Source organism: Pseudocolwellia agarivorans (assembly GCF_002000085.1).
Taxonomy (GTDB): Bacteria; Pseudomonadota; Gammaproteobacteria; order Enterobacterales; family Alteromonadaceae; genus Pseudocolwellia; species Pseudocolwellia agarivorans.
Map to the genome: position 1 here is coordinate 23,282 of NZ_MUZU01000004.1, position 25,956 is coordinate 49,237.

Genomic DNA, 25,956 nt, shown 5'->3' on the forward strand with positions numbered 1-25,956 from the left:
CCTAAAACAATCGCCATCTGCGTTTACGAGGTGACTTTTTATGAACCCAGCTTACGTCTACTGTTGCTTCTGCAAGTGGTTCATTATTGTTATTTATTAGTTGGTAAGTGAGGGACTCACTTGATTCAAATTCAAATGAATATGAATTACCTTTGCTATTCTTCCAACACTTTATGTTTTTTTGAGGTTGTGTTGATTGTTTTTGTACAATACAAAAGTTGTCATTATGTAATGTACTCCACTGTATTTTTACTTGCGCATAACAGGTTCTGCCTTGGTTTAAAGCAACACACATAGCGGGCTTTATTTGAAAAACTACATTTTGTTGCTGTTGCGCAAAACTTACTTTGGGCAATAAACACATTATTAATATAATTGGCGGAAAAGCAGCTCCATTGCTTAACTTAGAATACATATATTACCCCAAGCAGAAATTGAGTAATATTTTGCCTATCAATCAATGGGCTTTTACCAATAGTATTAGAGTAATAAGTTTGTGTTACCCCCGCACTAAATGACCATTTTTTCGAAATTGGGTATTGGGCGTAAACTTCAAATGTACCTTTATAACCGGTGTTAGGATCGTAAAAAGATCTGGCGTCTGTAACGTCTTCTGCTTTAACGCCGTAATAATAGTCCATTACCTGATTTGAATAATAGGTAACGCCACCACCAATATAAATATCCCAATTTTTATAAAAAAACACTTCGTTGTAATATACGTCAATTAACCAGCCATTTGCTTTACTCCAATAGGTAAGATTGGCAAAGTCTATTGAGAAAATAGCATCGTCATTAAAACGTGAGTAACGTAGTGCTATTGCATCACCTATTTCTCTTTCTTTTAATCCTTCTAACGTAGGTATATTTTCATCTTTCTTTTCAATTAAAAGCTCAGGGTCGTAACCTGAAATGTATGTTTTAGCTAAAATATCTACGGCCCAGTCGTTATCTACATGTAACTGATACCCCACTTCAGCACCTTGCGTTATAGCAACTGAACGACGATGGTTTGATTGAATAAAAAAACCTTTGTAATAAAGATCTATCATTAAAGACAAGGATAGATAATCAACTATATCTTCTTGTTTAACATCTTTTAATGGGCTATGACCTGAATAAACAGAAATTCCCATCATAACTTGCCAACTAAACGTTTGGTTAAACAAGGTTGTTTCTTTATCGAGTTGTTGTTCAACGGCAAAACTTAACTGAGGTAAAAAAAACAATGCAACTAGCAGAGTTTTACCTAAAGTGAGTTTTATTTTATACAACAAATTTTGAGTGAGTTTCATGTTTATCTTTTTTGTTTTACTTTTCCCCCTATGTTAGCAAATGTAACAAACATTGTGCAGGTAAGACCTTTTGTTAAAGTGTTTAAAAATTGTAAGAAATAGAACAATAAAAGCTATAAATTTACAGTTTTTGTTGAATATTACGTGTTAAAACTGCATTTTTAAGCCAATTGATGGAAACATTTCCATGCCTTTTTCACCTTCTATTGTATAGTCGGCTAATGTTTCTGTGCCGTCGGGCGCGTAGTAATAACCTGATATATTATCGCTGCCTAGCGCGTTTAGCATAGCAAAGCTCCACTCAGCTTTATTGCCAAAGTAGGTAGTTTTGTAATTAGCTTGTAAGTCTAAACGATGGTATACGGGTAGTGTTTTTGAATTGAGCTCACCGTATTGTGGTAAATAATGTCCGTTATAGTCGGGGTTTTCGTATAACCCTATAATGGGGGTGTACTTTTGACCACTTCTAATACTTAATTTTACGCCAAAATCCCAACGTTCGTTTAGCTCATAGTTAGCCACTAAGTTAGCCAGTAGAGGGGTGTCTAAGTAGTATTCGGTGGTAATATCGGTAATGTCATCGGTTCTATCACTTTTCGACCAGCTGATAGATGCCCAGCCATACCAGCCATTTTGTTTTTCACGCTTTACAACCCACTCTATACCTTTAGCACTGCCTGATAAGTCACTTGTGTAATGAAGGGCTTCGTTGATTTCACCTTCGTTGGTTGAACGAGCCATGTCTTTTAAGTCTTTGTAGTATATGTCTAAAGAGGTTTGCCAAATGCCGTTTAAGTTGTATTCAAACCCTAAAGCGTAATGTGTCGCTTTAGGTGATTTTATTTGGGGGTTACCTATTTTGCGTAATGCCGTGTCTATGTCTGGAAAACGACTATAGGTGCCCACTTTCGTGTTAACAGTTAAGTTATTAGTAGCATACCAATGTAGCGCAACTCTTGGGTGTATAAACTTTTGGTCGGTGTAGTCGTCATGCTCAGCTCGTAAGCCTATATCTAACATTAAGCTGTCGGTGATTGTCCATTGGTCATGTATATATGCCGCTATATTTTTGTTAGTTAATGCGTCAGTATCTTGAATGCGATCACCTTTTCGGCTTTCGCAATCGTTGTCATGATCTGTGCAGTAATAAGGGATAGCATCGTAAGAGTATTCGGTATCTTCTTGTTTAAAATCGACGCCTGTAATCAATTTATGTGATTCAAACCAGTCAATTTGATAAAGAAATCTAGCATTGTAAATTTCAGAATCAATATTAATAAATTGACCTTGGCCAAAGGATTGCTTTTCTTTTTCGGTGGTATGGCCAACAGTAAAATGCATTATTTTTTGATTGTCGCCATAGTATTGCCACGAAGCACTTTGACTATCAAACTGAGTTTTTATTTTTAAGTCGCCAATTGAATCAGGGTCAACTCGGCCAGCTTCAGAAGCCGCGGATATATTAATCCCCCCTACATCACTTGCGCCTGTTATGGTAAATGTTAGTTTGTGTTTGTCACCAATTAGCCATTGGTATTTCCCTTGATAATCATCACTCATTGGTGCTTTAAATATGGTGTAACCTTCGTCTTCTTCACCTTCTGGGAGGAGCAAATGAATTAAACTTCTGCGATAAGCTAGATAAAAAGCATGATCATCAGCAATACCTCCTTCGATCATTGCGCTGGCTTTGAGTAAACTCATATCTAAGGTTGTTGATATATCTTGATTACGTGGATCACGGAGTTTTACATCAAATACACCACCTGTTACATTACCATAATGACTACCAAAAGCAGCAGGTTCTAGCCTGAAGTCTCGTACAACATTTTCGTTAAAAATACTGTCGCCAAATAAATGAAAAATATAACCTGAGGGTAAGTTATCAATATAAAAAGCGTTATCGTCTGGAGATGAGCCTCTAATTGCGGGGGCTCCACCGTCATCGCCACCCGCGTAGACAACCCCAGGCATTGAATAAACGGCACTTAGCGGATCGTGATCAAGGCCTGCGATGCTAAGTAGTTTTTCAGTTTCAGGCGTTAGCTCTGTTAAAGCTTGGTTTCTTCTCCCTTCAACCGTAATAACCTCAGTGCTTCTATCTTTTAAATTTTCTTCAATACTAATTTCAGGAGTAAAAGCGTAAGTTGGAGTCGTAGTTATTGAACCGGCAATTATTCCAGATAATAGTGTTAATTTATGTAAGCTAGTTTTATGAGTAAACATAAGGCTCTCAAGTAATCAGTGAAGTTATTAATTGAGTATATTGTTGATGAAAATCGTGTTTAAATCCGTTAGCTATTTGTTGGCACTTTGTAGGTAAATGTAATAATTTGTTGAACCCTCTTTTGGTTGTAAAGATTTATAGCCAAACGTTATAGTTGCTACAAACGATAACTATTTTCGCTCTGCTATTTTTTTCAATACAATAGCCTATCCATCTTTAATATGAGTGTGCTTTCATGTCTGATAACTTTCAAAAGAAACCTTCTTTTAATTGGGAAGATCCATTACTGCTTGAGTCTTTATTAAACGAAGAAGAGCGCCTCATTAGAGATAGCGCCTATCAGTATTGCCAAGAAAAATTACAACCTCGAGTTCTTGAAGCTAATCGTAATGAGCATTTTGATACCAATATTATGAAAGAGCTTGGCGAGTTAGGATTGTTGGGCGCTACATTACCTGAACAATATGGCGGTTCTAATATTAATTATGTAAGTTATGGTTTAATCGCTCGTGAGGTAGAACGTGTTGATAGTGGCTACAGAAGTGCCATGAGTGTGCAATCTTCTTTGGTTATGCATCCTATTTATACCTACGGCAGCGAAGAGCAAAAACTAAAATATTTACCTAAATTAGCAACGGGTGAATATATTGGTTGTTTTGGTTTAACTGAACCTAATTCAGGATCTGATCCGGCAAGTATGTTAACTAAAGCTGTTAAAGTTGAAGGAGGTTATCGCATTACAGGTAATAAAATGTGGATAACCAATGCACCTGTTGCCGATGTTTTTATTATTTGGGCAAAGCTTGAAGGAGTGATTAAAGGTTTTATTCTAGATAAAGGTCTAGAGGGGTTATCTGCACCTGCAATTAAAGGTAAGTTTTCACTCAGAGCGTCTATTACGGGGGAAGTGGTAATGGACAACGTATTTGTGAATGAAGATGCTCTATTACCTCATGCTAAAGGCTTGTCAGGACCTTTTGGATGTTTAAACAAAGCGCGTTTTGGCATCGCTTGGGGAGCTTTAGGTGCAGCCGAATTTTGTTGGCATGGCGCAAGGCAGTACGTATTAGATCGCAAACAATTTAATAAACCGCTAGCGGCTACTCAATTGGTTCAAAAGAAGCTCGCTGATATGCAAACAGAAATAACCATGGCGTTACTAGCTTGTTTACAAGCCGGTAGATTGATGGACTCATCAGAATTAGCACCAGAAGCTATTTCTTTAATTAAGCGTAATTCTTGTGGAAAAGCTTTAGATATAGCCCGCACAGCGAGAGATATGCTAGGCGCTAACGGTATTAGTGACGAGTTTCATATTATTCGTCATATGATGAACCTTGAAACGGTTAACACTTATGAAGGGACTCACGATATTCACGCACTTATTTTAGGTAGAGCTCAAACGGGAATTCAAGCTTTTTGTTAGTTGATAGTGACTATGAATTATCATATTGTAATATTTATTAACGAACTCGCTATGCAAATAGTTATTCAATTTGGTATTAATACACATAAATGACATATCTATTATCATTTTTTGAGATTATAATAAAATGTCTTCTATAACCCGTAAATCATAGAGTTAATATGCTAAGTAACCGTAAAAAAAATGAATCCGCCTTAATTCAAACTTTTAAAGGTTTGTTAAAAGATCAATGTTATGGTTCGCAAAGTCAATTAGCTGAAGGCCTTGCTAAACATGGCTTTGACAATATGTCTCAAGCTAAAATATCTCGTTTGTTGTCTAAGTTAGGCGCTGTAAAAATGAGAAATGCATCGAGCCAAGTGGTTTATATTTTACCTGATGAATTAGCTGTGCCTCGTACGAAACAAGCCATACAGTCAGTTGTTATTAGTGTTAAAAATAACGGTGTACAAATTATAGTCAAAACAGGTATTGGTGGAGCACCACTTATTTCTAGGATGTTAGACAGTATGGGCGAATCAGCTGGTATTTTAGGTACATTGGCTGGCGACGATACTATATTTATTGCTCCTGCCGACGTGAAGAATATCGATCAAATAACTGCAGATATTAAACAAATATTAGATATGTAGTTTTATTGAGTAAACGACTATCGACTGTTTCTAATTGAATAGTTATTTAAGCATTTACGATAAACATTCATTTATTGTGAAGCCTTAAGAAATAAGTCCTTTATTCATCGGATAGTGTTAGTTTTTTCCTTATAATTCGTCTATAATCTCGCGCAAAAATTATACTTACTTAATTATTACAGAGGGCTCTCATGGCTATCGAACGTACTTTTTCAATTGTAAAACCAGATGCAGTAGCAAAAAATGTTATTGGTCAAATATATAACCGTTTTGAAACTGCAGGCTTAAAAATTGTTGCTTCAAAAATGGTTCACTTATCTAAAGAGAAAGCTGAAGGCTTTTACGCTGAACATAGCGAACGTCCATTTTTTGGTGCTTTAGTTGAATTTATGACATCTGGCCCAGTAATGGTTCAAGTGTTAGAAGGCGAAAACGCAGTATTAAAAAACCGTGAAATTATGGGCGCAACTAACCCAGCAGAAGCATTAGCGGGTACTTTACGTGCTGATTATGCTGATTCGATTGACGAAAACGCATGTCACGGTTCTGATGCTTTAGAATCTGCGGCTCGTGAAATTGCTTATTTCTTCTCTGACGATGAGATTTGCCCTCGTACTCGTTAATATTAACTGTTATTTATAATAACAGAGCATAATATAAATGTATGATGAAAGGATTTTACTGAATACTCGGTAAAATCCTTTTGTTTTTTACGATAGCCTTGCATATTGGTATTACGTAAAAATTTCAATATTGAGTGTTTTTTATTAGAATACTCAATATTAAAATTTTAACGGTGTTATATCGTTAAACCTTATGAAGTAATTTTCTTTATTAATAAGAAAGTTACTTTACCTATTAAATGTATTTCTGAGATTTATTTATCATGAGTGAAGTGGCCGAAACATCGTCTGAGTCTATTAAAAAAGTAAACCTACTTAATTTGGACCATCAAATGATGCGTGAGTTTTTAGCATCGCTAGGTGAAAAACCTTTTCGAGCCGATCAATTAATGAAGTGGATTTATCACTTTGGTTATGATGATTTCGAGCAGATGACAAACATCAATAAAAAATTGCGTGAAAAACTTCAACGTAGAGCTGAAATTGTTGCACCTGTTATTTCAGAAAAACAAGTCTCTAAAGATGGCACTATAAAATATTCATTAAGACTTGAAGGTGGTCAAGAAGTTGAAACCGTTTGGATACCTGAAAATGATCGCGCTACTTTATGTGTTTCTTCACAAGTAGGTTGTGCGCTTGAATGTACTTTTTGTGCAACTGCGCAACAAGGTTTTAATCGTAACTTATCTATGGCTGAAATTATTGGTCAAGTTTGGCGTGTAGCGAACGATATTGGCGCAACACGTATCGCAGGTAAAAGACCTATTACAAATATTGTAATGATGGGCATGGGCGAACCGTTATTAAATATGAAAAACCTGATCCCGGCACTAGATACTATGCTGAACGATTTAGGGTATGGTTTATCTAAGCGTAGAGTAACAGTGAGTACTTCAGGGGTTGTACCTGCATTAGATATGTTAAAAGAAAAAATTGATTGTGCATTAGCTATTTCAATTCATGCACCAAATAACAAGTTGCGTGATGAATTAGTACCTATTAATAAAAAATACCCTCTAGAAGAGTTTTTAGTTGCAGCAGGTCGCTATATAGAAGGTTCAAAAGCAAATAAACAAGCAACTATTGAATACGTAATGTTAGATCACGTAAACGATAGTACAGAACAAGCCCATGAATTAGCGATTGCTTTAAAAGATTTACCAAGCAAAATTAACTTGATCCCTTTCAACCCTTACCCAGGCTCTCCATATAAAAGATCAAGTAATTCACGGATAGATCGTTTTGACAAAGTACTACAAAGTTATGGTTTAACCGTTATTACCCGAAGAACGCGTGGTGATGATATTGATGCAGCTTGTGGACAATTAGCTGGCGATGTATTAGATAGAACTAAGCGTACGGCATTAAATGAAGAAAAAAACCAAGCAAAAATAGAAGAAATATCAGTAAAAGTTGTCTGATATAGTTATGATGCGTATGCAAATAATTCTAAATTAAAGGGATCTTACCTACTATGCCTAAAATTTACCAAATAATAACGGTAGGTGTATTGTCATCTTTACTTTCAGCTTGTGTCACACAGAATTATGAAAACAATGCTGAAAACCCTGTTACCGAGCGTAATTCAACCGATAATGAAATAGCTATGACACGTATTTCGTTAGGGATGGGGTATTTAAATATGGGTAATACCACGCAGGCAAAACTAAATTTAGAAAAAGCGAAAAGATTTGCACCTAACTTAACGCAAGTTTATACCGCTTTCGCTCATTATTACGATGTAGTCGATGAGCCTGAACAAGCAATAACAGCATTTGAGAAAGCCTTATCATTAGATGCTGATGATGCTGATACATTAAATAATTATGGTGTATTTCTTTGTAAGCGTGAAAAATACGACGAATCAGAGAAATACATGCTTAAAGCTATTGCCGTGCCTAGCTATTTGCTAGTTTCTCAAAGTTATGAAAATTTAGCTTTATGTCAGCTTGAAGCTAAAAACTTTGAAAAAGCTGAAATGTATTTAGCGAAATCAATATCACATAGCCCAAGTAGCGCTTCAGCATTATTGCAAATGCTACGTTTACAATATGCTATGGGAAAGTATGATGAAGCTATTGCTTATTTAAGGCGTTATGAAAAATCAACGAGACGCTTTACGCCTAATGCACTCGCATTAGCTTATAAAGTATACGAAAAAATGAATAATCGAGGCATCGCAAAGAACTATGCAAGCCTGTTAGTTAAAATGTTTCCTAATTCGTATGAAGCTAAACAATATATTTTAAATGGATTACAGCATGTTGAAGCGGACGACTTAGCGTCTAAATTCTTATTACTGAACAAAAAAAATAGCGATAAACCTAAAAAGCGCACTATGGTATTGTCGCCTAATAAAAAATCAGGGATTTCTTTATCATCAAAAAGAAAGATAGCTAATAAATCTTTGAATAATAAAGGAAGTGAGTCAGTTAAACTTGCTACTAAAAAACAAGTAACGACTACAAACGCAAATGTTAAAAATGATATTGTAGCAGCCAATGATAAAGCTACAAATATCAATAAAACGAAGCAAGAAGCTACAACTACCTCGAAAGAGGGCGTTACAGGCGATAAAAATATTGAAAAGACAGCTAAAAAACTTTTAGATACATCACCAAAAGAGGATGTATTAGCACAATCATCAATCGATGATGATGGTAATAAAATGTTAACCTTACCGATTCATGTGATTGTAAAAGGTGATAGCTTATTCTCTATTTCTAAACGATATAATATTAAAATGCAGCAAATTGAACGCTGGAATGGATTTAAACGGTCAAAAATTTTAAAGGTTGGTGACGTTATCTATTTGGCTGATCCTAAAAAAGCACTTAAACGTTAATGAGCTTACTTACATGAGTAAAAAATTACCAGAAGTAGAAGAAAACGAACTACAGATTGCACAGGCTGGCCCCGGCAGCATGCTATCTGAAGCTAGAATTAAAAAAGGTTTAAGTATTGATGATGTGGCTAGTCGCTTAAATATTAGAGTTGCATTGGTGAAAAATATTGAGGCAGATATTTTTGACCAAACTTTGCCAGATACTTATAACCGAGGTTATATAAAAAATTACGCTAAATTAGTCGATCTGCCTGTTGCTGATATTATTGCGTATTACGAAAAGCTAAATATTCTTGAAGTCCACAGTACCAAAATGCAGAGTTTTTCTCGTGGAACAATGAAAAAAGCCGAAAACAGCATGTTAATGTGGATCACTTATTTGATCTTAGCTATTTTTATTGGTTTAACTGTGATGTGGTGGTTGCAAGAAGATAAAGCACCTGAACCTAAAGCTGCACTAAGTTCTGAGACTCCAATAGAAAATACAACAAATAGTAACGCCACAGATCAACTTGTTGAAACAATCGCTTCTACTGTAGAAGATACCGCCAATATTGAGTCTATTACTACTGAAACAAACCATTCAACATTAGATGCCTCAAATATTGATAGTTCTGAAATAAATACCTCTGAGACTGATTCCTTAGAACAAAGTGCATTAGTAGAAAATATTGGTGCCGAAGATATCACAACGGTTGAGTCAGAAGATGTTGCGCTAACGAAAGTTGTATTTACTTTTTCTGGTGATTGTTGGGTTAATATTCAGGATGCTCTAGGTGAACGCATCGCTTGGGGAATAAAAAAATCAGGTTACATAATGACCATTGACGCAAAAGCTCCCCTAAAAATAACCATAGGTAAACCAGAACTGGTACAAATTAATTTTGGTGGTGAAAGTGTTGATATGTCTACCTTTCCTGAAGGGCACATTGCCAAATTTGATTTACCTTTACTTTCGCAATCATAAATTATTAGTAACTAAGAAAAATAACTATGTTTAAAGAATCTCCTATTATTCGACGTAAATCTCGCCAAATCATGGTAGGTAATGTTCCTGTAGGTGGTGATGCGCCTATTACGGTTCAATCCATGACTAACACACTTACAACAGATGTTGCCGCTACTGTTGCTCAAATTAAAGCTCTTGAAGCTGTTGGAGCTGATATTGTGCGCGTTAGTGTTCCCACAATGGATGCCGCCGAAGCTTTCAAAGAAATTAAAAAACAAGTTAATGTACCTTTAGTTACAGATATTCATTTTGATTATCGCATAGCATTAAAAGTCGCTGAGTATGGCGCTGATTGTTTAAGAATAAACCCTGGTAATATTGGACGAGAAGATCGTGTGAGAGCGGTTGTAGAATCTGCTAGAGATCATAATATTCCTATTCGTATTGGTGTTAATGGCGGCTCTTTAGAAAAAGATATTCAAGAAAAATACAGTGAGCCGACACCTGAAGCCTTACTTGAATCAGCCATGCGTCATGTAGATATTTTAGACCGCTTGAACTTTGATCAATTTAAAGTGAGCGTAAAAGCTTCCGATGTGTTTTTAGCGGTAGGGGCTTATCGATTACTTGCTAAGCAAATTGATAACCCATTACATTTAGGTATTACAGAAGCAGGTGGCTTACGCTCTGGTTCTGTAAAATCTTCTGTTGGTTTAGGTTTATTACTCGCTGAAGGAATAGGCGATACTCTGCGTGTATCTTTAGCCGCAGATCCTATTGAAGAAATTAAAGTCGGTTTTGATATTTTAAAATCTCTTAAATTACGTAGTCGTGGTATTAATTTAATTGCTTGTCCTAGTTGTTCTCGTCAAGAGTTCGATGTTATTGCCACTGTTAATGCGTTAGAACAACGTATTGAAGATATTATGACACCCATGGATGTTTCAATTATTGGCTGTATCGTAAATGGTCCAGGTGAAGCGATAGTATCAGATTTAGGTTTAACAGGTAGTAGCAAAAAAAGTGGTTATTACCTTGATGGCATTAGACAAAAAGAACGTTTTGATAATACTAATTTAGTTGATCAACTTGAAACTCGTATTCGTGCTAAAGCTAAGTTGCTTGATAAAAAAAATAGTATTGATGTAAAAGAAATTGATTAATACCGTACTAATAATAAGGTCTATTCAAGGCCTTATTTACGTTTAGCTGTAATACGCCTATAATGCGCGCAGCATTTTAACCATTCTGATTTTGTAGAGAGAAGTACATTAGTGAGTAAAGCAATTCAAGCAATAAGAGGCATGAACGATTGTCTACCATCTGAAACCAATATATGGCAAATGGTTGAAACGGTATTAAGACGTGTTGCCAGCAATTATGGTTTTGCTGAAATACGTATGCCTGTTGTAGAATCTACTGCGCTTTTTAAACGTTCTATCGGTGAAGTAACTGATATTGTTGAAAAAGAAATGTACACGTTCGATGATCGAAATGGAGACAGTTTAACACTAAGACCTGAAGGAACCGCCTCTTGTGTTAGAGCTGCAAATCAACATGGTTTGTTATATAACCAAGAACAGCGTTTATGGTACATGGGACCTATGTTTAGGCATGAACGCCCACAAAAAGGTCGCTATCGACAGTTTCATCAGTTTGGTATTGAAGCTTTTGGCTTAGCAACGCCTGATATTGACGCCGAAATTATTACACTTTCATCTCGTTTATGGCGTGAACTAGGTATTAGTGAACATGTAACATTAGAGCTTAATTCTTTAGGTTCTAATCAAGAGCGAGCAGAATACCGAGACGCATTGGTTGTTTTTTTAACTGAACGTGAAGATCAGTTAGATGAAGACAGTAAACGTAGAATGCATAGTAATCCTTTACGTGTATTAGACAGTAAAAACCCAGCAGTTCAAGAAGCTTTAGTGGGTGCACCTAAATTATCTGATTATTTTGGTGAAGAATCTAAAACACATTTTGAAGATGTTTGCCGTCGTTTAGACGCTGCCGGCATTAACTATGTAATAAATGATCGCTTAGTACGTGGTTTAGATTATTACAACCGTACTGTGTTTGAATGGGTAACTACAAGCTTAGGTTCACAAGGTACAGTTTGTGCCGGTGGTCGTTATGATGGTTTAGTTGAGCAACTTGGCGGTAAAGCAACACCTGGGTTTGGTTTTGCCTTAGGTATAGAAAGATTAGTACTAATGTTAACGAGCTTAGAAAAAGTTAACAATGTTCGACCTCAAGTAGACGCCTACCTTATTATGTTAGGTGAAGAAGTTGAATTAAAATCGATTCAACTTGCGGAGCAATGGCGTAATTTAGTACCAGAATGTAGAGTACAAAACCATTGTGGTGGCGGAAACATGAAAAAACAAATGAAGCGTGCTGATAAGTCAGGTGCTCAAATCGCCCTGATTATAGGCGAAAATGAATTAGCAGAACAAAAAGTAACAGTTAAATATTTGCGCGGCCAACACGACCAAGAAACCGTGTTATTAGAGCAAGTGCCAAGCTTATTAAAAAAATTAATATAAGGGAAAAACGTGGAAATTTACGAAACAGAAGAACAGCAAGTTGATGCAATTAAAAGTTACTGGAAAAAAAATGGTAATGCCATTATTGCTGGTTTAGTTATTGGTTTATCAGGTTTTGTGGGTTTTAACTTTTATAAAGAAGCAGAATTAGAAAAACAGTTAGCTGTATCAGATGCTTATCAAACATTAGTTGAATCATCAGAAACTAAACCTGACGGTTTTATTGCTGCTGGTGAAAAGTTTATTGCTGACAACAAAGATTCAAGTTATGCAACTTTAACCGCTTTAACGCTAGCGAAACAGGCTGCAACTCATAAAGATTGGGCTCAAGTTGAAAAGTATTTAACTACGGCTATCGAGTCTTCTAAAGACGAAGGCATGAAAGCTATTGCTACACTGCGTTTAGCAAGAGTTCAAATTCAATTAGATAAAGTTGATGCAGCATTAAGCACATTGGCTGCACCATTACCAAAATCGTTTAAGTCTTCAATTGAAGAAATAAAAGGTGATGCTTATTTATTACAAGATAAGAAAGATTTAGCACGTACTTCATACCAAGAAGCTATCGCGGCAACGCCAGGTAATGCAAGTCAATCACTTCAAATGAAGTTAGATGATTTAGCGGAAAACATTGTTTTAAAATAAAGATTTAAAATAATGTGAAAAAATAACATATTGAGTGACTTTTTTTCGAATTCAGTTGTCTGAAGCTAAAGCTCAATATGTTTAATGACTAAATAAGTGGATCTTGATGTGTTAATTTTTGATAAAAATAGTTTAAAAAAGAAAATAGCTGTTGTGTGTTTAATTGCGCTAGGTATTTCGGCATGTTCATCAACCGATGATGTTGATGAAAGTTTACCTGTTGATTTAGAAGAAATTAACCAACAATTTGAACCTAAAGTTATATGGGAAGAAAACGTCGGTGGAGCTGGGAAGTATTTTTCTCGCATTTCTCCCATTATTGCTTACGATAAATTATTTACTAGTAGTCGTGAAGGTGAAGTGACCGCGATCGAGCCTAAAACAGGTAAAGAAATTTGGTCTGTTAACTTAAGTGATGTTGATGGCAAGAGTGGTTTTTTCGAAAGTAATAAACCTGCATTAATTAGCGGTGGGCCAGTTGCAGGTATTAACAAAATATTTTTAGGTAGCGAAAACGGTAAAATTTACGCACTTGACGCTGCAACGGGTAAGTTAGATTGGCAATCAACCATTAAAGGTGAAGTTTTATCAGCGCCTGCTCTTGATGCGGGAATATTGGTTGTTAACAGTTCATCAGGTGTTATGAAAGCTTATAATGCAGCTACCGGAGAAGAGCTTTGGAAAATAGACCAAGATACTCCAGCATTAACCTTACGTGGCATTAGCGCTCCAACCATTTCATCTGGCGGTGTTTTTATTGGGACACCAGACGGTAATGTATCTGTTTATATTTTACAAAATGGTCAACAAGGCTGGTCAGCTCCTGTAGGAGAGCCAACTGGCTCTACAGAGTTTGAGCGTGTAATAGATGTTGATTCATCTCCAGCTGTATTTGGCGATAAGGTTTATACTATATCATCAAGAGGAAACTTAGTTGCTCTTGAGTTAAGAACAGGTCAAGTGGTATGGGAACGTCAATATTCATCTTATACAGACTTATTAGTTACGACGAATACTATTTATTTAACTGATATTAAAGGGCATGTTTATGCTGTAGATCGATTAAATGGTACTGAAAAATGGAGTCAACTTGCTTTAACTAATCGTGATGTTACTGGCCCTGTTGAAGTGGGAAATTATATTGTTGTAGGTGACTATGAAGGTTATTTACATTGGTTAAATAGTTCGACGGGAGAGTTTGTTGCTCGTCATCATCTAGATTCAAGTGGTGTTCATGTAACGCCTACTGTTCAAGATGATATTATATATTCACAAGCACGTAATGGTGATCTGCAGGCAATTAAAACACCTTAAGACACTTAAAAATTTAAATTAATAACGGCTCCTCGCATAACGTGTTGGAGCCGTTGTTTATTTTTAAAAAACATAAATATATTGAGTTTTGGCATTAGCACAAAGCTTATCATTCTTTTTAAATCGAGGTATTCATGCTTCCAGTTGTAGCGCTTGTTGGTCGTCCTAATGTAGGTAAATCAACGCTATTTAATCGTCTTACTCGTAGTCGAGATGCACTTGTTGCCGATTACCCGGGATTAACCCGTGATCGCCAATATGGTAAGGCCGAAGTTGAAGAGCACCCATTTATCGTTATTGATACAGGCGGTATTCAAGGGGATGAAGAAGGAATTGATGCATTAATGGCTGAGCAGTCATTAATGGCTGTTGATGAAGCCGATGCGGTTTTATTTATGGTTGATGCTAGAGCTGGTTTAACCTCTGCGGATTTAGGTATCGCAAGCTATTTACGTAAACAAGATAAAAAAATCTTTCTTGTGGCCAATAAAGTTGACGGTATTGATGCAGATTCAGCTGTTGCTGATTTTTACTCTTTAGGTTTAGGTGAGACAGTACATCAAATTGCGGCTGCTCATGGTCGAGGTGTTACTCAATTATTGACGTTGGCATTAACACCTCATATTGAAGCATTATCAGCACCTAAAGCAGAAGAAAATGACGAGTTTGATGGCGACATGGAGAGCGAGTTATCCGATCAAGAAAAAATTGATGCAGCTCCGGAAGAAAATGATCGTATTAAACTGGCCATTATTGGTAAACCTAATGTAGGAAAATCAACATTAACTAACCGTATTTTAGGTGAAGAACGTGTTGTTGTATACGATATGCCAGGTACAACACGTGATAGTGTGTATATTCCAATGGAACATGACGGTCGTGAGTATACGTTAATTGATACTGCAGGTATTAGACGTCGTAAAAATGTTACTGATATTGTTGAAAAATTTTCGGTTATTAAAACCTTAAGAGCTATTGAAGACTCGAATGTCTGTTTATTAATAATAGATGCGCAAGAAGGGATCACTGATCAAGATTTAAGCTTACTGGGCTTTATTTTGGAGTCGGGTCGTTCTTTAGTACTTGCTGTTAATAAATGGGATGGTTTAGATGATCACGTAAAAGATCGCATAAAAACTGAGTTAGATAGACGCTTAGGTTTTATCGATTTCGCGCGCATCCACTTTATTTCAGCTCTTCATGGTACAGGTGTTGGACATTTATATGAGTCAGTTGAAGAAGCTTTTGTTTCGGCAACTAAGCGTATTTCAACGTCAATGGTGACTAAAATATTAGATATGGCGGTATTTGATCATCAACCTCCTATGCATCAAGGGCGTCGTATTAAATTAAAGTATGCCCATGCGGGTGGTTATAATCCTCCTATTATTGTTATTCATGGCAACTTAGCTAAAAAATTACCGCCATCTTATAAACGCTATTTAATGAACTATTACCGTAAATCATTAAAAATAATGGGGACACCTATAAGAATTGAATTTAGAGAAACTAGTAATCCATTTGCTGGTAAGAAGAAGCTTACATATACAGAGCAAAAGAAACTTGCTAGAGCAACACAAGGTTATAAGAAAGATTAATGACTTTTAAGTGATTCATTCAAAACAAGAAAAAGTAGCTTAAATAGCTACTTTTTTTATGGCTAATAATCCAGTTATATTGCTTTTAATCGCTGATTTAGCTACTGTAATTAATATTATTTATTGTTTATTGCAGGCTTAATCGGTGAGTGCGAAAGAAATTGATACATCAAACAGGTTAAGTAACCATCTTGCTTTGATCTTACCTGGCACAACTGTGTCATTAGATATTGCAACACCTGCGGGGCAACGTGCAAAATTTAGAACAATATTTATTGGTTACTTACCTAAAAAATATACGCTGGTTCAGTATCCAGATACAAGTAAATTAGGCAGCTTTGCTAAATATATTACACAAGGCTCCTCTATTACGGTTCGTGGATTAATTGAAGGGCATGAAGGCTCTGTTGTAGCTTTTGTTTCAACCGTTAAACAAACGCTCCAAATTCCCTCACGTATGATTGTTTTAGACTTTCCTAAAAAAGTAACGTTGCAAAGCTTACGTGCATCACTGAGAATTGATGTAGATATTGAAGTCAAAATAAAAGTAGATAATGAGTATTGGAAAGCTTCAATTAGAAATGTTTCTGCGCATGGTTGTCAAATTAATGTAAGTAATGGAGAGTCTTTAACCTTAGTCTCCGATAAAAAAATAAGTATTATTATTGAAGACTTTCAAGGTTTGAAAAATATGAATTTAGTTGCCAATGTTTGTAATATTAAGTCTCAGGTCGAAGGCGTTTCACTCGGTGTTCAATTTGACGAAGTAAGCACAGAAGATGTAATTAAATTAGTTCAGCATGTTGTGGTAGCTGAATTATAAAATACCTAGGTTTATTGGTGTTTATTCAATTGTGTTACTATTGCTGAAATAAACCCATTAGTTACTTGTACTGAAATTTTCTCATCTATACGAGCTTGTTCAATGCTCGTAATAACCTTTCCTTTAGCATTTTTAGTCACACTATAGCCTCGTACAATGGTCGCTAGAGGGCTTACTATATGTAATTGCTCAATAGTATGTTTAAATTGATTTTGCTTGTTTTTGTTAGTTGCTTGTATCGCGTTGATTAACCTGACTTCTAATGCATTAACTTTTTGTTGATTATTTTGAATGTTTTTTAGTGGTGACTGTAACAATAAACGTTGGTTTAGTTGTTGATTTTTAAGTTGTAAGCGTGTTTTTAATTGCTGTAAATTATGGTTAAGTCTAAAGCTTAACTCATCAAACTTTTGTTGTTGTACTGTCAGTTTTTGCGCTGGGTGCAATAACGATAATCTATGTTGAATATGACCGAGTCGATTTTTTTCATTAAGTAAATTTCGTTGACTAGCTTGGCGTATTCTTTGATTAAAGGTCGTAAGTTTTTGCAGTTTTTCTTCAATATTAGAAGAGACTAATTCAGCCGCAGCAGAAGGTGTAGGAGCCCTAAGATCTGCGGTATAGTCAGAAAGAGTCGTATCTATTTCATGTCCTACAGCACTAATCACAGGTATTTTACTGTGATAAATTGCTCTAACGACATTCTCTTCATTAAAACTCCATAGGTCTTCTAATGAGCCGCCGCCTCTACCGACAATTAATATATCGCATTCTTTTCTGTAATTTGCTGTATTAATGGCTTGTTCGATTTCGAATTTTGCTTCGTTACCTTGTACTAGAGCAGGGTATATAATCACGTTAAGTAACGGATTTCGTCGTTTTAATACGGAGAGTATATCTTTTATAGCAGCGCCAGTAGGAGAAGTAACAATACCAATGGTAGTAATATTTTTAGGAATTTCTTTTTTACTAGAAAGCTCAAATAAGCCTTCAGCGTAAAGCTTATTTTTAAGTTGATCAAATTGTTGCCGTAAAACTCCTTCTCCTGCATCGTCAAGTTGTTCAATTATAAGTTGAAAGTCTCCTCTTGGTTCATATAAAGAAACTTTTGCTCTTACCAGTACTTGTTGGCCATTTCTGGGTAAGCCAGACGATAATCTAACTTTACGATTATTCCCTTTAAACATTGCACATTTTACTTGCGATTTACTGTCTTTTAATGACAAATACCAATGACCTGAACTTGCAGCAATAAAATTAGAAACTTCACCACATAACCAAACAGTATTTAATTCACTTTCTAAGATAAAGCGTACTTTTTTGGTTAATTCGCTCACTTGTAAAATATGCTGATTCATTTTTTATATTCGTTAAAATTTCGTTTTATTAGAAAGGAAATCGCATTATATAGCGGTTAATTGTTTTAAAGGGAATTTATTTTGGTTTTTACAAAAATTTAAGTTTACCTTACTGATGAAAACGGTTAAAATTCTGCCGCAATATTTACTCCTGATCACCCCTTATTAGTGAGATATTGCGATGCTAAGAATTGCCCAAGAAGCGTTAACTTTTGACGATGTTCTACTTGTACCTGCCCATTCTACGGTACTTCCCCATACGGCTGATTTAAAAACTAAATTAACTCGTAAAATAAACCTTAATGTACCTATGATTTCAGCATCAATGGATACAGTTACTGAGGCTCCTTTAGCTATTACGCTTGCTCAAGAAGGCGGCGTAGGTTTTATTCATAAGAATATGACCATTAAAGAACAAGCCAAAAATGTTTCTAAAGTTAAGAAATATGAAAGTGGTATTGTTTCAGACCCTGTTACTGTTTTTCCAGATGAACCTATTGAAAAAGTAATGAAACTTGCTGATAAACTTGGCTTTTCGGGCTTCCCTGTTGTCGACAAAGATAACAACTTAGTGGGAATTATTACAGGACGTGATTTACGTTTTGAAACAGACCTTTCTTTACAAGTATCTGAATTGATGACTGTAAAAGACAAGTTAATCACCGTTAAAGAAGGTGCTGAGCGCAAAGAAATTTTAGGTTTAATGCACGTAAATCGTATTGAAAAAATATTGATGGTTGATGATGCGTTTAAGCTTAAAGGTTTAATTACAGTAAAAGATTATCAAAAAGCAGAAAGCAAACCTAACGCATGTAAAGATGAGCTAGGTCGTTTACGTGTAGGTGCTGCGGTTGGTGTAGGTGCTGGTACAGATGAGCGTATAGATGCATTGGTTGAAGCAGGGGTTGATGTACTACTAATTGATACATCTCACGGCCATTCTCAAGGCGTTCTTGATCGCGTAGCTGAAACTCGTGCTAAGTATCCTGATTTACAAATTATTGCGGGTAACGTAGCAACTGGCGCAGGTGCTAAAGCGTTAGCCGATGCTGGTGTCGATGCTGTTAAAGTGGGGATTGGCCCTGGTTCTATTTGTACAACGCGTATTGTAACAGGTGTTGGTGTTCCACAATTAACAGCTATTTCAAATGCAGTTGAAGCGCTAAAAGGTACAGGAATTCCTGTTATTGCTGATGGTGGTATTCGTTTTTCAGGTGATATAGCTAAAGCACTTGTTGCGGGGGCTCATTGTGTAATGGTAGGCAGCATGTTTGCTGGTACTGAAGAGTCTCCAGGTGAAGTGGAGCTTTATCAAGGTCGTTATTACAAATCATATCGTGGTATGGGCTCTTTAGGTGCAATGAACCAAAAAGAGGGGTCAAGCGACCGTTATTTCCAAAAATCTGATGGTGAAGCTGATAAGTTAGTGCCAGAAGGTATTGAAGGTCGCGTTGCTTATAAAGGACCTGTAGCGGCAATTATTCATCAGCAAATGGGCGGTTTACGTTCATCTATGGGGCTAACAGGCTCAAAAGATATTGAAACTATGCGAACTAAACCTGAGTTTATGAAAATAACGTCAGCAGGTATGGGCGAGTCGCACGTGCATGATGTGACCATCACAAAAGAAGCACCTAATTACCGCATGGGCTAATTTTGATTTATATTTTTGCTGATAACTTTATCAGAAATACTCACTTACATTCGTAAGCTCAGTGTTTCTTCTTCGTTATCAATCAAAACTATTTCTCAAAATATTGAAACAGAAATAATATTAGGCTGAAGTAAATATGAATTATTTCAGCCTTTTTACTTTAAATATATCGCTCTAGATTAAAACAAAGTTAGAGCCGTTAAATATGAGAGAAGAACCATGAGTAAAGACATTCATGATCACCGCATACTAATTTTAGATTTTGGTTCACAATACACACAACTTATTGCACGTCGCGTACGTGAAATAGGTGTTTACTGTGAACTATGGGCTTGGGATGTAACCGAAGAGCAAATTAAAGGTTTCAATCCTACCGGTATTATTCTTGCTGGTGGCCCTGAAAGTGTTACCGAACATAATTCACCTCGCGCTCCTGAATATGTATTTAGCGCTGGCGTACCTGTTTTAGGTGTTTGTTACGGTATGCAAACTATGGCTGAGCAACTAGGTGGGGGAGTAGAAAGTTCTGAACATAAAGAATTTGGTTACGCTGCCGTTGAAGTGATCACTGAGTCTGCTTTATTTAAAAATATTGAAGATAGTGTGAATGATGCAGGTAATGCATTGTTAGACGTATGGATGAGTCATGGTGATAAAGTTTCAGCAATACCTGAAGGTTTTGTTACTGTTGCACAAACGCCAAGTTGTAAATATGCGGCAATGGCGAATGAAGATAAGCAATTTTATGGTGTTCAATTCCACCCAGAAGTTACTCATACCAAGCAAGGTTTACGTATTTTAGAGCACTTTGTGCTCGATATTTGTCAGTGTGAAAAACTTTGGACTTCTGCTTCTATCATTGAAGATGCAATCGCCAAAATGAAAGAGCAAATAGGCGATGACGAAGTTATTCTTGGTCTATCAGGAGGTGTTGATTCTTCGGTTGTAGCGATGCTTTTACATCGAGCTATTGGTGACAAATTAACATGTGTTTTTGTTGATAACGGTTTACTTCGTTTAAACGAAGGCGAACAAGTTATGGAAATGTTTGGTGATCATTTCGGATTAAATATTATTAAAATTGATGCCGAAGATCGTTTCTTAGACCGTTTAGCGGGCGAAAATGATCCAGAGAAAAAACGTAAAATTATTGGTAATGTGTTTGTTGACGTTTTTGAAGAAGAGTCAAATAAATTAGAAAACGCAAAGTGGTTAGCGCAAGGTACTATTTACCCTGACGTTATTGAGTCTGCAGCATCAGCTACAGGTAAAGCACACGTTATAAAATCTCACCATAACGTAGGTGGTTTACCTGATTACATGAAACTAGGTTTGGTAGAGCCTTTACGTGAACTATTTAAAGACGAAGTTCGTAAAATTGGTTTAGAACTTGGTTTACCATACGACATGCTTTACCGTCATCCTTTTCCAGGTCCTGGATTAGGTGTGCGTGTACTAGGTGAAGTAAAGAAAGAGTATTGTGACTTATTACGTCGTGCAGACCATATCTTTATTGAAGAACTTCACAAGCATGATCTATATAACAAAGTAAGCCAAGCCTTCACTGTTTTCTTACCTGTTCGTTCTGTTGGCGTTATGGGCGATGGTCGTAAGTACGATTGGGTTGTTAGCTTAAGAGCGGTTGAAACTATTGATTTTATGACGGCTATTTGGGCACCACTACCATACGACTTTCTAGGTTTAGTATCTAATCGTATTATAAACGAGATAGATGGTATTTCTCGTGTGGTTTACGACATTTCCGGTAAGCCGCCTGCTACCATCGAATGGGAGTAATTTATTAAGCGATGTTTTAACTTGCTGTAATATATAACTTCATCGTCAAACGTACTCACTGACTAGCGTCAGCTCCGTGCGATTTCCTTGAACTAATAAATTACATCGTCGTTTAAACAACGCTTAAGCTGTATATTTGATAAAACCTCATTGTTGAAAAGCATTGGGGTTTTCTTTTGACAAGAATAAATTTGAAGAGTGATAAAAATGACAATAGAAAGAATTGAAACAAAACAACGCATGAGCCGTATCGTAAAACATAACGGTACTATTTATTTATGCGGGCAAGTATGTGCTGATGCGACAAAAGGGATTACAGAGCAGACTCAAACCATGCTTGATAAAGTTGACGAGTTATTAATTGCTGCGGGTAGCTCTCGTGAGCATATATTATCAGCCACTATTTATCTTAATAAAATGTCTGACTTTCAAGAAATGAACGCTGTGTGGGATGCTTGGGTACCTGAAGGGTATGCTCCAGCAAGAGCTTGTGTTGAAGCTAAAATGGCAAGAGATGTGCTACTTGTTGAAATTAGCGTAATCGCTGCTGAGAAATAACAGCTAAAAAATGAATGTCACTCTATGTTGTAAAATGAAGTGTGACATTCATTAAATATTGTATTAAAGCGCGAGTTCTATCACCATGTCTTTAAGTTCGCTTTTTGATATAGAGTTATCGTGATTTTTATCAAAACGATGGAAAATGGTTTCACACATTCTTATTCCTTTGTCTTGTAATAATACGTCAATTAATTCAACAAATTCACTACGGCTAATAACGCCGTCTTTATCTTCGTCAAATACTTCAAATAATTCATCGACCCATTGATTAAGTTCCATGAGTATTCCTCGTTAGAATTTCTACTTACCTAATATTTAGATAGACTTTATCTTTTATCACTCGCTATGTGAATATTTAATTGTAACTTTTGTTGTTTAGATCATAAAAAGATCAGTTGTTGTTTTATATTTGAGCCTCGCTAAAAAACACAGTAAATTTTGGACTTATTATTAATTGGTATAAGCTATAAGTTGTTTTGTTTTTTTATTCTAAATAAGTGATTTTATATTCATTTTTCTTTAAGGTGAATATACAAAAATATAGGTTGTATTAACTTTTTTAGTTTATCGCTATGTTTAGCTATAAGTTAAAATTTAACCATAGTATAAATTTACACATGAAATTTTTTCATTGTGATATGTAAGAGAATATTTACAGGGGGGTATATTGCTGTTAGTTTTTAGTACGAAACCTTTACTACTTTTTTATTGTTGCCTCTTCTTCAATCCTTTGTATTTAAATGTTTTTTATTTTTATTGATTTTATTTTTGAGTTTTTATAAGGAAAGCAATGTTTTCGTTAATGTTGTTTTTAAGTGGTAGAAACAAAAAAAAGAAAAATTTTGAAAACTTGTAAAGCAACACAGGCTGTTCTATAAAGAAATGAGCTTTTTACAAGTTATTTACATAATAATTGTTTTAAGTAACTATAAAAATAAATAAAAATTCATAAATTAAGAATTTAGTCCTCAAATTTAATAAGGGAAAAATATGTCTATAAAATTTCGTAATGCTACATTAGCTATTGCTGTTAGTGTTGCTTTAGGAACAACAGCTGTATCTGCTGCTGAAAATGAAGCCGGTGCTAAAGAAAAAGATGTTGAGCGCATTGCTGTAGTTGGTTCTCGTGCTGCACCTCGTTCAGTTGCTGATTCACCTGTACCTATTGATATTATTGGCGCAGAAGATTTAGCAAAAACTGGCTCAAGCGATATGCTTGACCAACTAGTAGGTACTGTACCTTCTTTTAACGTTCATGCTAACCCAATCAGTGATGCAGCAACGTTAGTACGCCCTGTAAATTTACGTGGTTTGTCATCAGATAGTACACTTGTATTATTAAATGGCAAGCGTCGTCACCGTGCTTCTGTTATTGCCTTCCAAGGTGGTGGCATAAATGATGGTGCACAAGGTCCGGATATTTCTGTTATTCCAAGCATAGCGTTAAAACAAGTTGAAGTTTTACGTGATGGGGCAGCAGCGCAATACGGTTCAGATGCTATTGCTGGTGTTATGAACTTTGTATTAAAAGACGCTTCAGACGGTGGTAGTTTCTCAGTAAAACATGGCGAATATTATGAAGGCGATGGCGCTACAACTACCTATGCAGGTAATGTGGGTATGCCTTTAACTAAAGATGGCTACGCTAACTTTAGTTTTCAATATAAAAACGCTGATGCAACTAGCCGTAGTGTACAAGTTGCCGATGCTGCAACAATTTCTGCTGCAGGTAATCAGTTTATTGCTGAAGAAGCTCAAGTATGGGGGTCACCTGAAATAAATGATGATGTTTCATTATTTGGTAATATTGGATTAGATTTAGGTAATGATAAAAAATTCTACATGTTTGGTAATTACTCTGAACGTGATGTAAAAGGTGGCTTTTACTGGCGTAACCCGCACAACCGTGGAAGTATTTATTCTAACGATGGTGGTGATACATTATTGGTAGGCGATGTTGGTTTTGCTAATAATGGAGTTCCTACGTGTTCTGTCTCTAACGTTTTCAATGAAATTATTTTAGGTGCAGTAAATGATAAGGGTCAACCCGATAGAAGTTCTTCATTAGTACCTGCAAATGTAGGTGATGTTCTTAGTACTGACGCATATAAAAATATGGCATCTGATTCAAACTGTTTTTCAGTTAATCAAACTTACCCAGGTGGTTATACTCCTAATTTTGGTGGTAATGTAACTGATACTGCATTGACTATGGGTGTTGAAGGTGAAATCTCTGGCGGTATCCTAAATGAAGTTTACTTTGACGTTAGTGGTTCTGTTGGGCGTAACGAAGCTAGCTTTAGCATTGTTAATACCATCAACTCTTCAATGGGCCCAGAATCACCACATGATTTTGACTTAGGTAAATATATTCAGCTAGAAAAAACCTTTAACTTAGATTTAAGTAAAGGTGTTGATGTTGGTTTGATCGATCCAATGAATGTTGCTGCAGGTCTTGAATGGCGTGAAGAAACCTTCGAAATTGGTGCCGGTGATCAATATTCTTTCTTAGCTGGACCATTTATTGATCAAGGTTTTAACTTAGGATCTCATGGTTTTCCAGGTTTTCAACCTTCTCAAGCTGGTGTTTTTTCACGTAGAAACGTAGCTGCTTATGTTGATGTTGAAGCTTATATAACAGAAGACTTTTTAGTGGGTGGTGCATTGCGTTATGAAGATTTCTCATCTTTTGGTGATACATTAAACTATAAATTAACAATGCAATTAGCAGTAACTGACGAGTTAACGTTCCGTGGCTCAGTAAGTACTGGTTTTAGAGCGCCTACGGTTGGTCAAGCTAACGTAAGTAACGTATCTACAGCTTTAGAAGATGGTGAATTAACAGATTCTGCGTTATTACCACCTACAAGTGAGTTTTCAAAACTGTTTGGTGGTAAAGAGTTAGAGCCTGAAGAGTCACAAAGTTATGCAGCTGGTGTTGTTTATCAAAATGGTGAATTCTTCTTCACTGCTGATTATTACAACATTGAAGTTACAGACCGAATTACTCAATCAGATCGTACTAAGTTGACTGAAAGTGATTATCAAAAACTAGAAGCTTTAAATGTTGCTAACCCTCGTTCTGTGGGTACAGTAAGTTTCTTCGCAAACGATTTTGATACCACAACTCAAGGTGTTGATGTTGTTGCTAACTATGGAATGAATTTATTTGACGGTGATACTAAGTTTAGCTTAGCGTATAACTGGACTGATACTGAAGTTGACAGAAGTTCAGATATTACCGGTGCTTTTAAAGTTAAGCGTTTAGAAGAGGCATTACCAAATCATAGAGGTACATTTACTGTTTCTCAAAGTTGGGATACCTTGAGCATGTATGTTCGTGCTAATTACTTTGGTGAATATCACGCTGTACATGTAGATTATGATTTAGCGGCACAAGATGCAGATGCAGCGGTAACATTTGACGCAGAGCTAAGCTACTTTGTTAATGATGAACTAACTATTTCTGTTGGTGCTCAAAACATCTTTGATCAAGATGCTGAAGAGTTGAATTTTGCAGAAGCTTCACGTAGCCATCCTGATGGATTCACTCCAAATAACCAATGGGGTGGTAAATATTATGAAACATCTCCATTCGGATTTAATGGTGGTTTCTACTACGCAAAAGCAACTTATACATTTTAATTAGTGTGTAAATAA

Annotated in this window: 21 protein-coding genes; 16 read left to right on the top strand and 5 right to left on the bottom strand. The window is 36.0% G+C overall.

The annotated features are described in order from the left end of the window. Position 1: 1 nt before the first annotated feature. The 3 genes from B0X80_RS07465 to B0X80_RS07475 all read right to left on the bottom strand — a co-directional run bounded on the left by B0X80_RS07465 (position 2) and on the right by B0X80_RS07475 (position 3,521). A complete protein-coding gene (locus tag B0X80_RS07465; protein ID WP_077339217.1) occupies positions 2 to 415 on the bottom strand; it encodes a DUF3019 domain-containing protein in 414 nt (137 codons plus the stop codon). Then, complete coding sequence (locus B0X80_RS07470) at positions 405 to 1,295, bottom strand: MipA/OmpV family protein (RefSeq protein ID WP_077339218.1); 891 nt, start codon at positions 1,293 to 1,295, stop codon at positions 405 to 407. The genes B0X80_RS07465 and B0X80_RS07470 overlap by 11 nt, the downstream gene beginning before the upstream one ends. A 147-nt stretch (positions 1,296 to 1,442) precedes the next feature. Then, on the bottom strand, positions 1,443 to 3,521 hold the full coding sequence (locus B0X80_RS07475; protein ID WP_077339219.1) for a TonB-dependent receptor: 2,079 nt from the start codon (positions 3,519 to 3,521) through the stop codon (positions 1,443 to 1,445). 236 nt (positions 3,522 to 3,757) lie between these two features. On the opposite strand from B0X80_RS07475, the gene B0X80_RS07480 reads away from it, so the two are divergent. The 12 genes from B0X80_RS07480 (at position 3,758) to B0X80_RS07535 (ending at position 16,926) form a co-directional block, all read left to right on the top strand. Beyond that, entirely contained in the window at positions 3,758 to 4,948 is a 1,191-nt protein-coding gene (locus tag B0X80_RS07480) for an acyl-CoA dehydrogenase (protein WP_077339220.1), read from the top strand. A 161-nt stretch (positions 4,949 to 5,109) separates the two neighbouring features. Further along, positions 5,110 to 5,580, top strand: a complete 471-nt coding sequence (argR, locus tag B0X80_RS07485; RefSeq protein WP_076417059.1) for a transcriptional regulator ArgR — start codon at positions 5,110 to 5,112, stop codon at positions 5,578 to 5,580. Between the two features lie 191 nt (positions 5,581 to 5,771). Beyond that, a complete protein-coding gene (ndk, locus tag B0X80_RS07490) occupies positions 5,772 to 6,203 on the top strand; it encodes a nucleoside-diphosphate kinase (protein WP_044831864.1) in 432 nt (143 codons plus the stop codon). A 263-nt stretch (positions 6,204 to 6,466) separates the two neighbouring features. After that, on the top strand, positions 6,467 to 7,624 hold the full coding sequence (gene rlmN / locus B0X80_RS07495) for a dual-specificity RNA methyltransferase RlmN (RefSeq protein ID WP_077339221.1): 1,158 nt from the start codon (positions 6,467 to 6,469) through the stop codon (positions 7,622 to 7,624). A gap of 53 nt (positions 7,625 to 7,677) precedes the next feature. Then, positions 7,678 to 9,048 (top strand): type IV pilus biogenesis/stability protein PilW, encoded by a 1,371-nt coding sequence (gene pilW / locus B0X80_RS07500; protein WP_077339222.1) that lies wholly within the window; start codon positions 7,678 to 7,680, stop codon positions 9,046 to 9,048. Between the two features lie 13 nt (positions 9,049 to 9,061). Further along, the gene (locus B0X80_RS07505) at positions 9,062 to 10,015 is read left to right on the top strand and encodes a RodZ domain-containing protein (protein ID WP_077339223.1); all 954 of its coding nucleotides are present in this window, start codon (positions 9,062 to 9,064) and stop codon (positions 10,013 to 10,015) included. Between the two features lie 26 nt (positions 10,016 to 10,041). Beyond that, on the top strand, positions 10,042 to 11,160 hold the full coding sequence (ispG, locus tag B0X80_RS07510) for a flavodoxin-dependent (E)-4-hydroxy-3-methylbut-2-enyl-diphosphate synthase (protein ID WP_077339224.1): 1,119 nt from the start codon (positions 10,042 to 10,044) through the stop codon (positions 11,158 to 11,160). A gap of 111 nt (positions 11,161 to 11,271) precedes the next feature. Then, positions 11,272 to 12,546 (top strand): histidine--tRNA ligase, encoded by a 1,275-nt coding sequence (gene hisS / locus B0X80_RS07515; RefSeq protein ID WP_077339225.1) that lies wholly within the window; start codon positions 11,272 to 11,274, stop codon positions 12,544 to 12,546. Between the two features lie 9 nt (positions 12,547 to 12,555). Further along, entirely contained in the window at positions 12,556 to 13,191 is a 636-nt protein-coding gene (locus tag B0X80_RS07520; protein ID WP_077339226.1) for a YfgM family protein, read from the top strand. A gap of 108 nt (positions 13,192 to 13,299) precedes the next feature. Then, on the top strand, positions 13,300 to 14,505 hold the full coding sequence (gene bamB, locus B0X80_RS07525; protein WP_077339227.1) for an outer membrane protein assembly factor BamB: 1,206 nt from the start codon (positions 13,300 to 13,302) through the stop codon (positions 14,503 to 14,505). 134 nt (positions 14,506 to 14,639) lie between these two features. Beyond that, complete coding sequence (gene der, locus B0X80_RS07530; RefSeq protein ID WP_077339228.1) at positions 14,640 to 16,103, top strand: ribosome biogenesis GTPase Der; 1,464 nt, start codon at positions 14,640 to 14,642, stop codon at positions 16,101 to 16,103. Positions 16,104 to 16,248: 145 nt separating this feature from the next. Further along, entirely contained in the window at positions 16,249 to 16,926 is a 678-nt protein-coding gene (locus B0X80_RS07535; RefSeq protein ID WP_076417051.1) for a PilZ domain-containing protein, read from the top strand. 11 nt (positions 16,927 to 16,937) lie between these two features. On the opposite strand, the gene xseA is transcribed toward B0X80_RS07535, so the two are convergent. After that, positions 16,938 to 18,284 carry an exodeoxyribonuclease VII large subunit gene (gene xseA, locus B0X80_RS07540; RefSeq protein WP_077339229.1) on the bottom strand — a complete coding sequence of 449 codons (1,347 nt, stop codon included), beginning with the start codon at positions 18,282 to 18,284 and terminating at the stop codon, positions 16,938 to 16,940. Between the two features lie 181 nt (positions 18,285 to 18,465). Here xseA and guaB point away from each other — a divergent pair, with 181 nt between their 5' ends. The 3 genes from guaB to B0X80_RS07555 all read left to right on the top strand — a co-directional run bounded on the left by guaB (position 18,466) and on the right by B0X80_RS07555 (position 22,293). Further along, a complete protein-coding gene (guaB, locus tag B0X80_RS07545) occupies positions 18,466 to 19,938 on the top strand; it encodes an IMP dehydrogenase (RefSeq protein ID WP_077339230.1) in 1,473 nt (490 codons plus the stop codon). Between the two features lie 219 nt (positions 19,939 to 20,157). Next, a complete protein-coding gene (guaA, locus tag B0X80_RS07550; RefSeq protein WP_077339231.1) occupies positions 20,158 to 21,735 on the top strand; it encodes a glutamine-hydrolyzing GMP synthase in 1,578 nt (525 codons plus the stop codon). A 207-nt stretch (positions 21,736 to 21,942) separates the two neighbouring features. Beyond that, positions 21,943 to 22,293, top strand: a complete 351-nt coding sequence (locus B0X80_RS07555) for a RidA family protein (RefSeq protein ID WP_077339232.1) — start codon at positions 21,943 to 21,945, stop codon at positions 22,291 to 22,293. Positions 22,294 to 22,356: 63 nt separating this feature from the next. Here the strand turns inward: B0X80_RS07555 and B0X80_RS07560 are convergent, their stop codons facing one another. Then, the gene (locus B0X80_RS07560) at positions 22,357 to 22,575 is read right to left on the bottom strand and encodes an EF-hand domain-containing protein (RefSeq protein WP_076417046.1); all 219 of its coding nucleotides are present in this window, start codon (positions 22,573 to 22,575) and stop codon (positions 22,357 to 22,359) included. A gap of 717 nt (positions 22,576 to 23,292) precedes the next feature. Between B0X80_RS07560 and B0X80_RS07565 the strand changes: the two genes are divergently transcribed. Continuing rightward, positions 23,293 to 25,941, top strand: coding sequence for a TonB-dependent receptor plug domain-containing protein (locus B0X80_RS07565; protein ID WP_175623914.1), 2,649 nt, complete (start codon positions 23,293 to 23,295; stop codon positions 25,939 to 25,941). Positions 25,942 to 25,956: the final 15 nt, after the last annotated feature.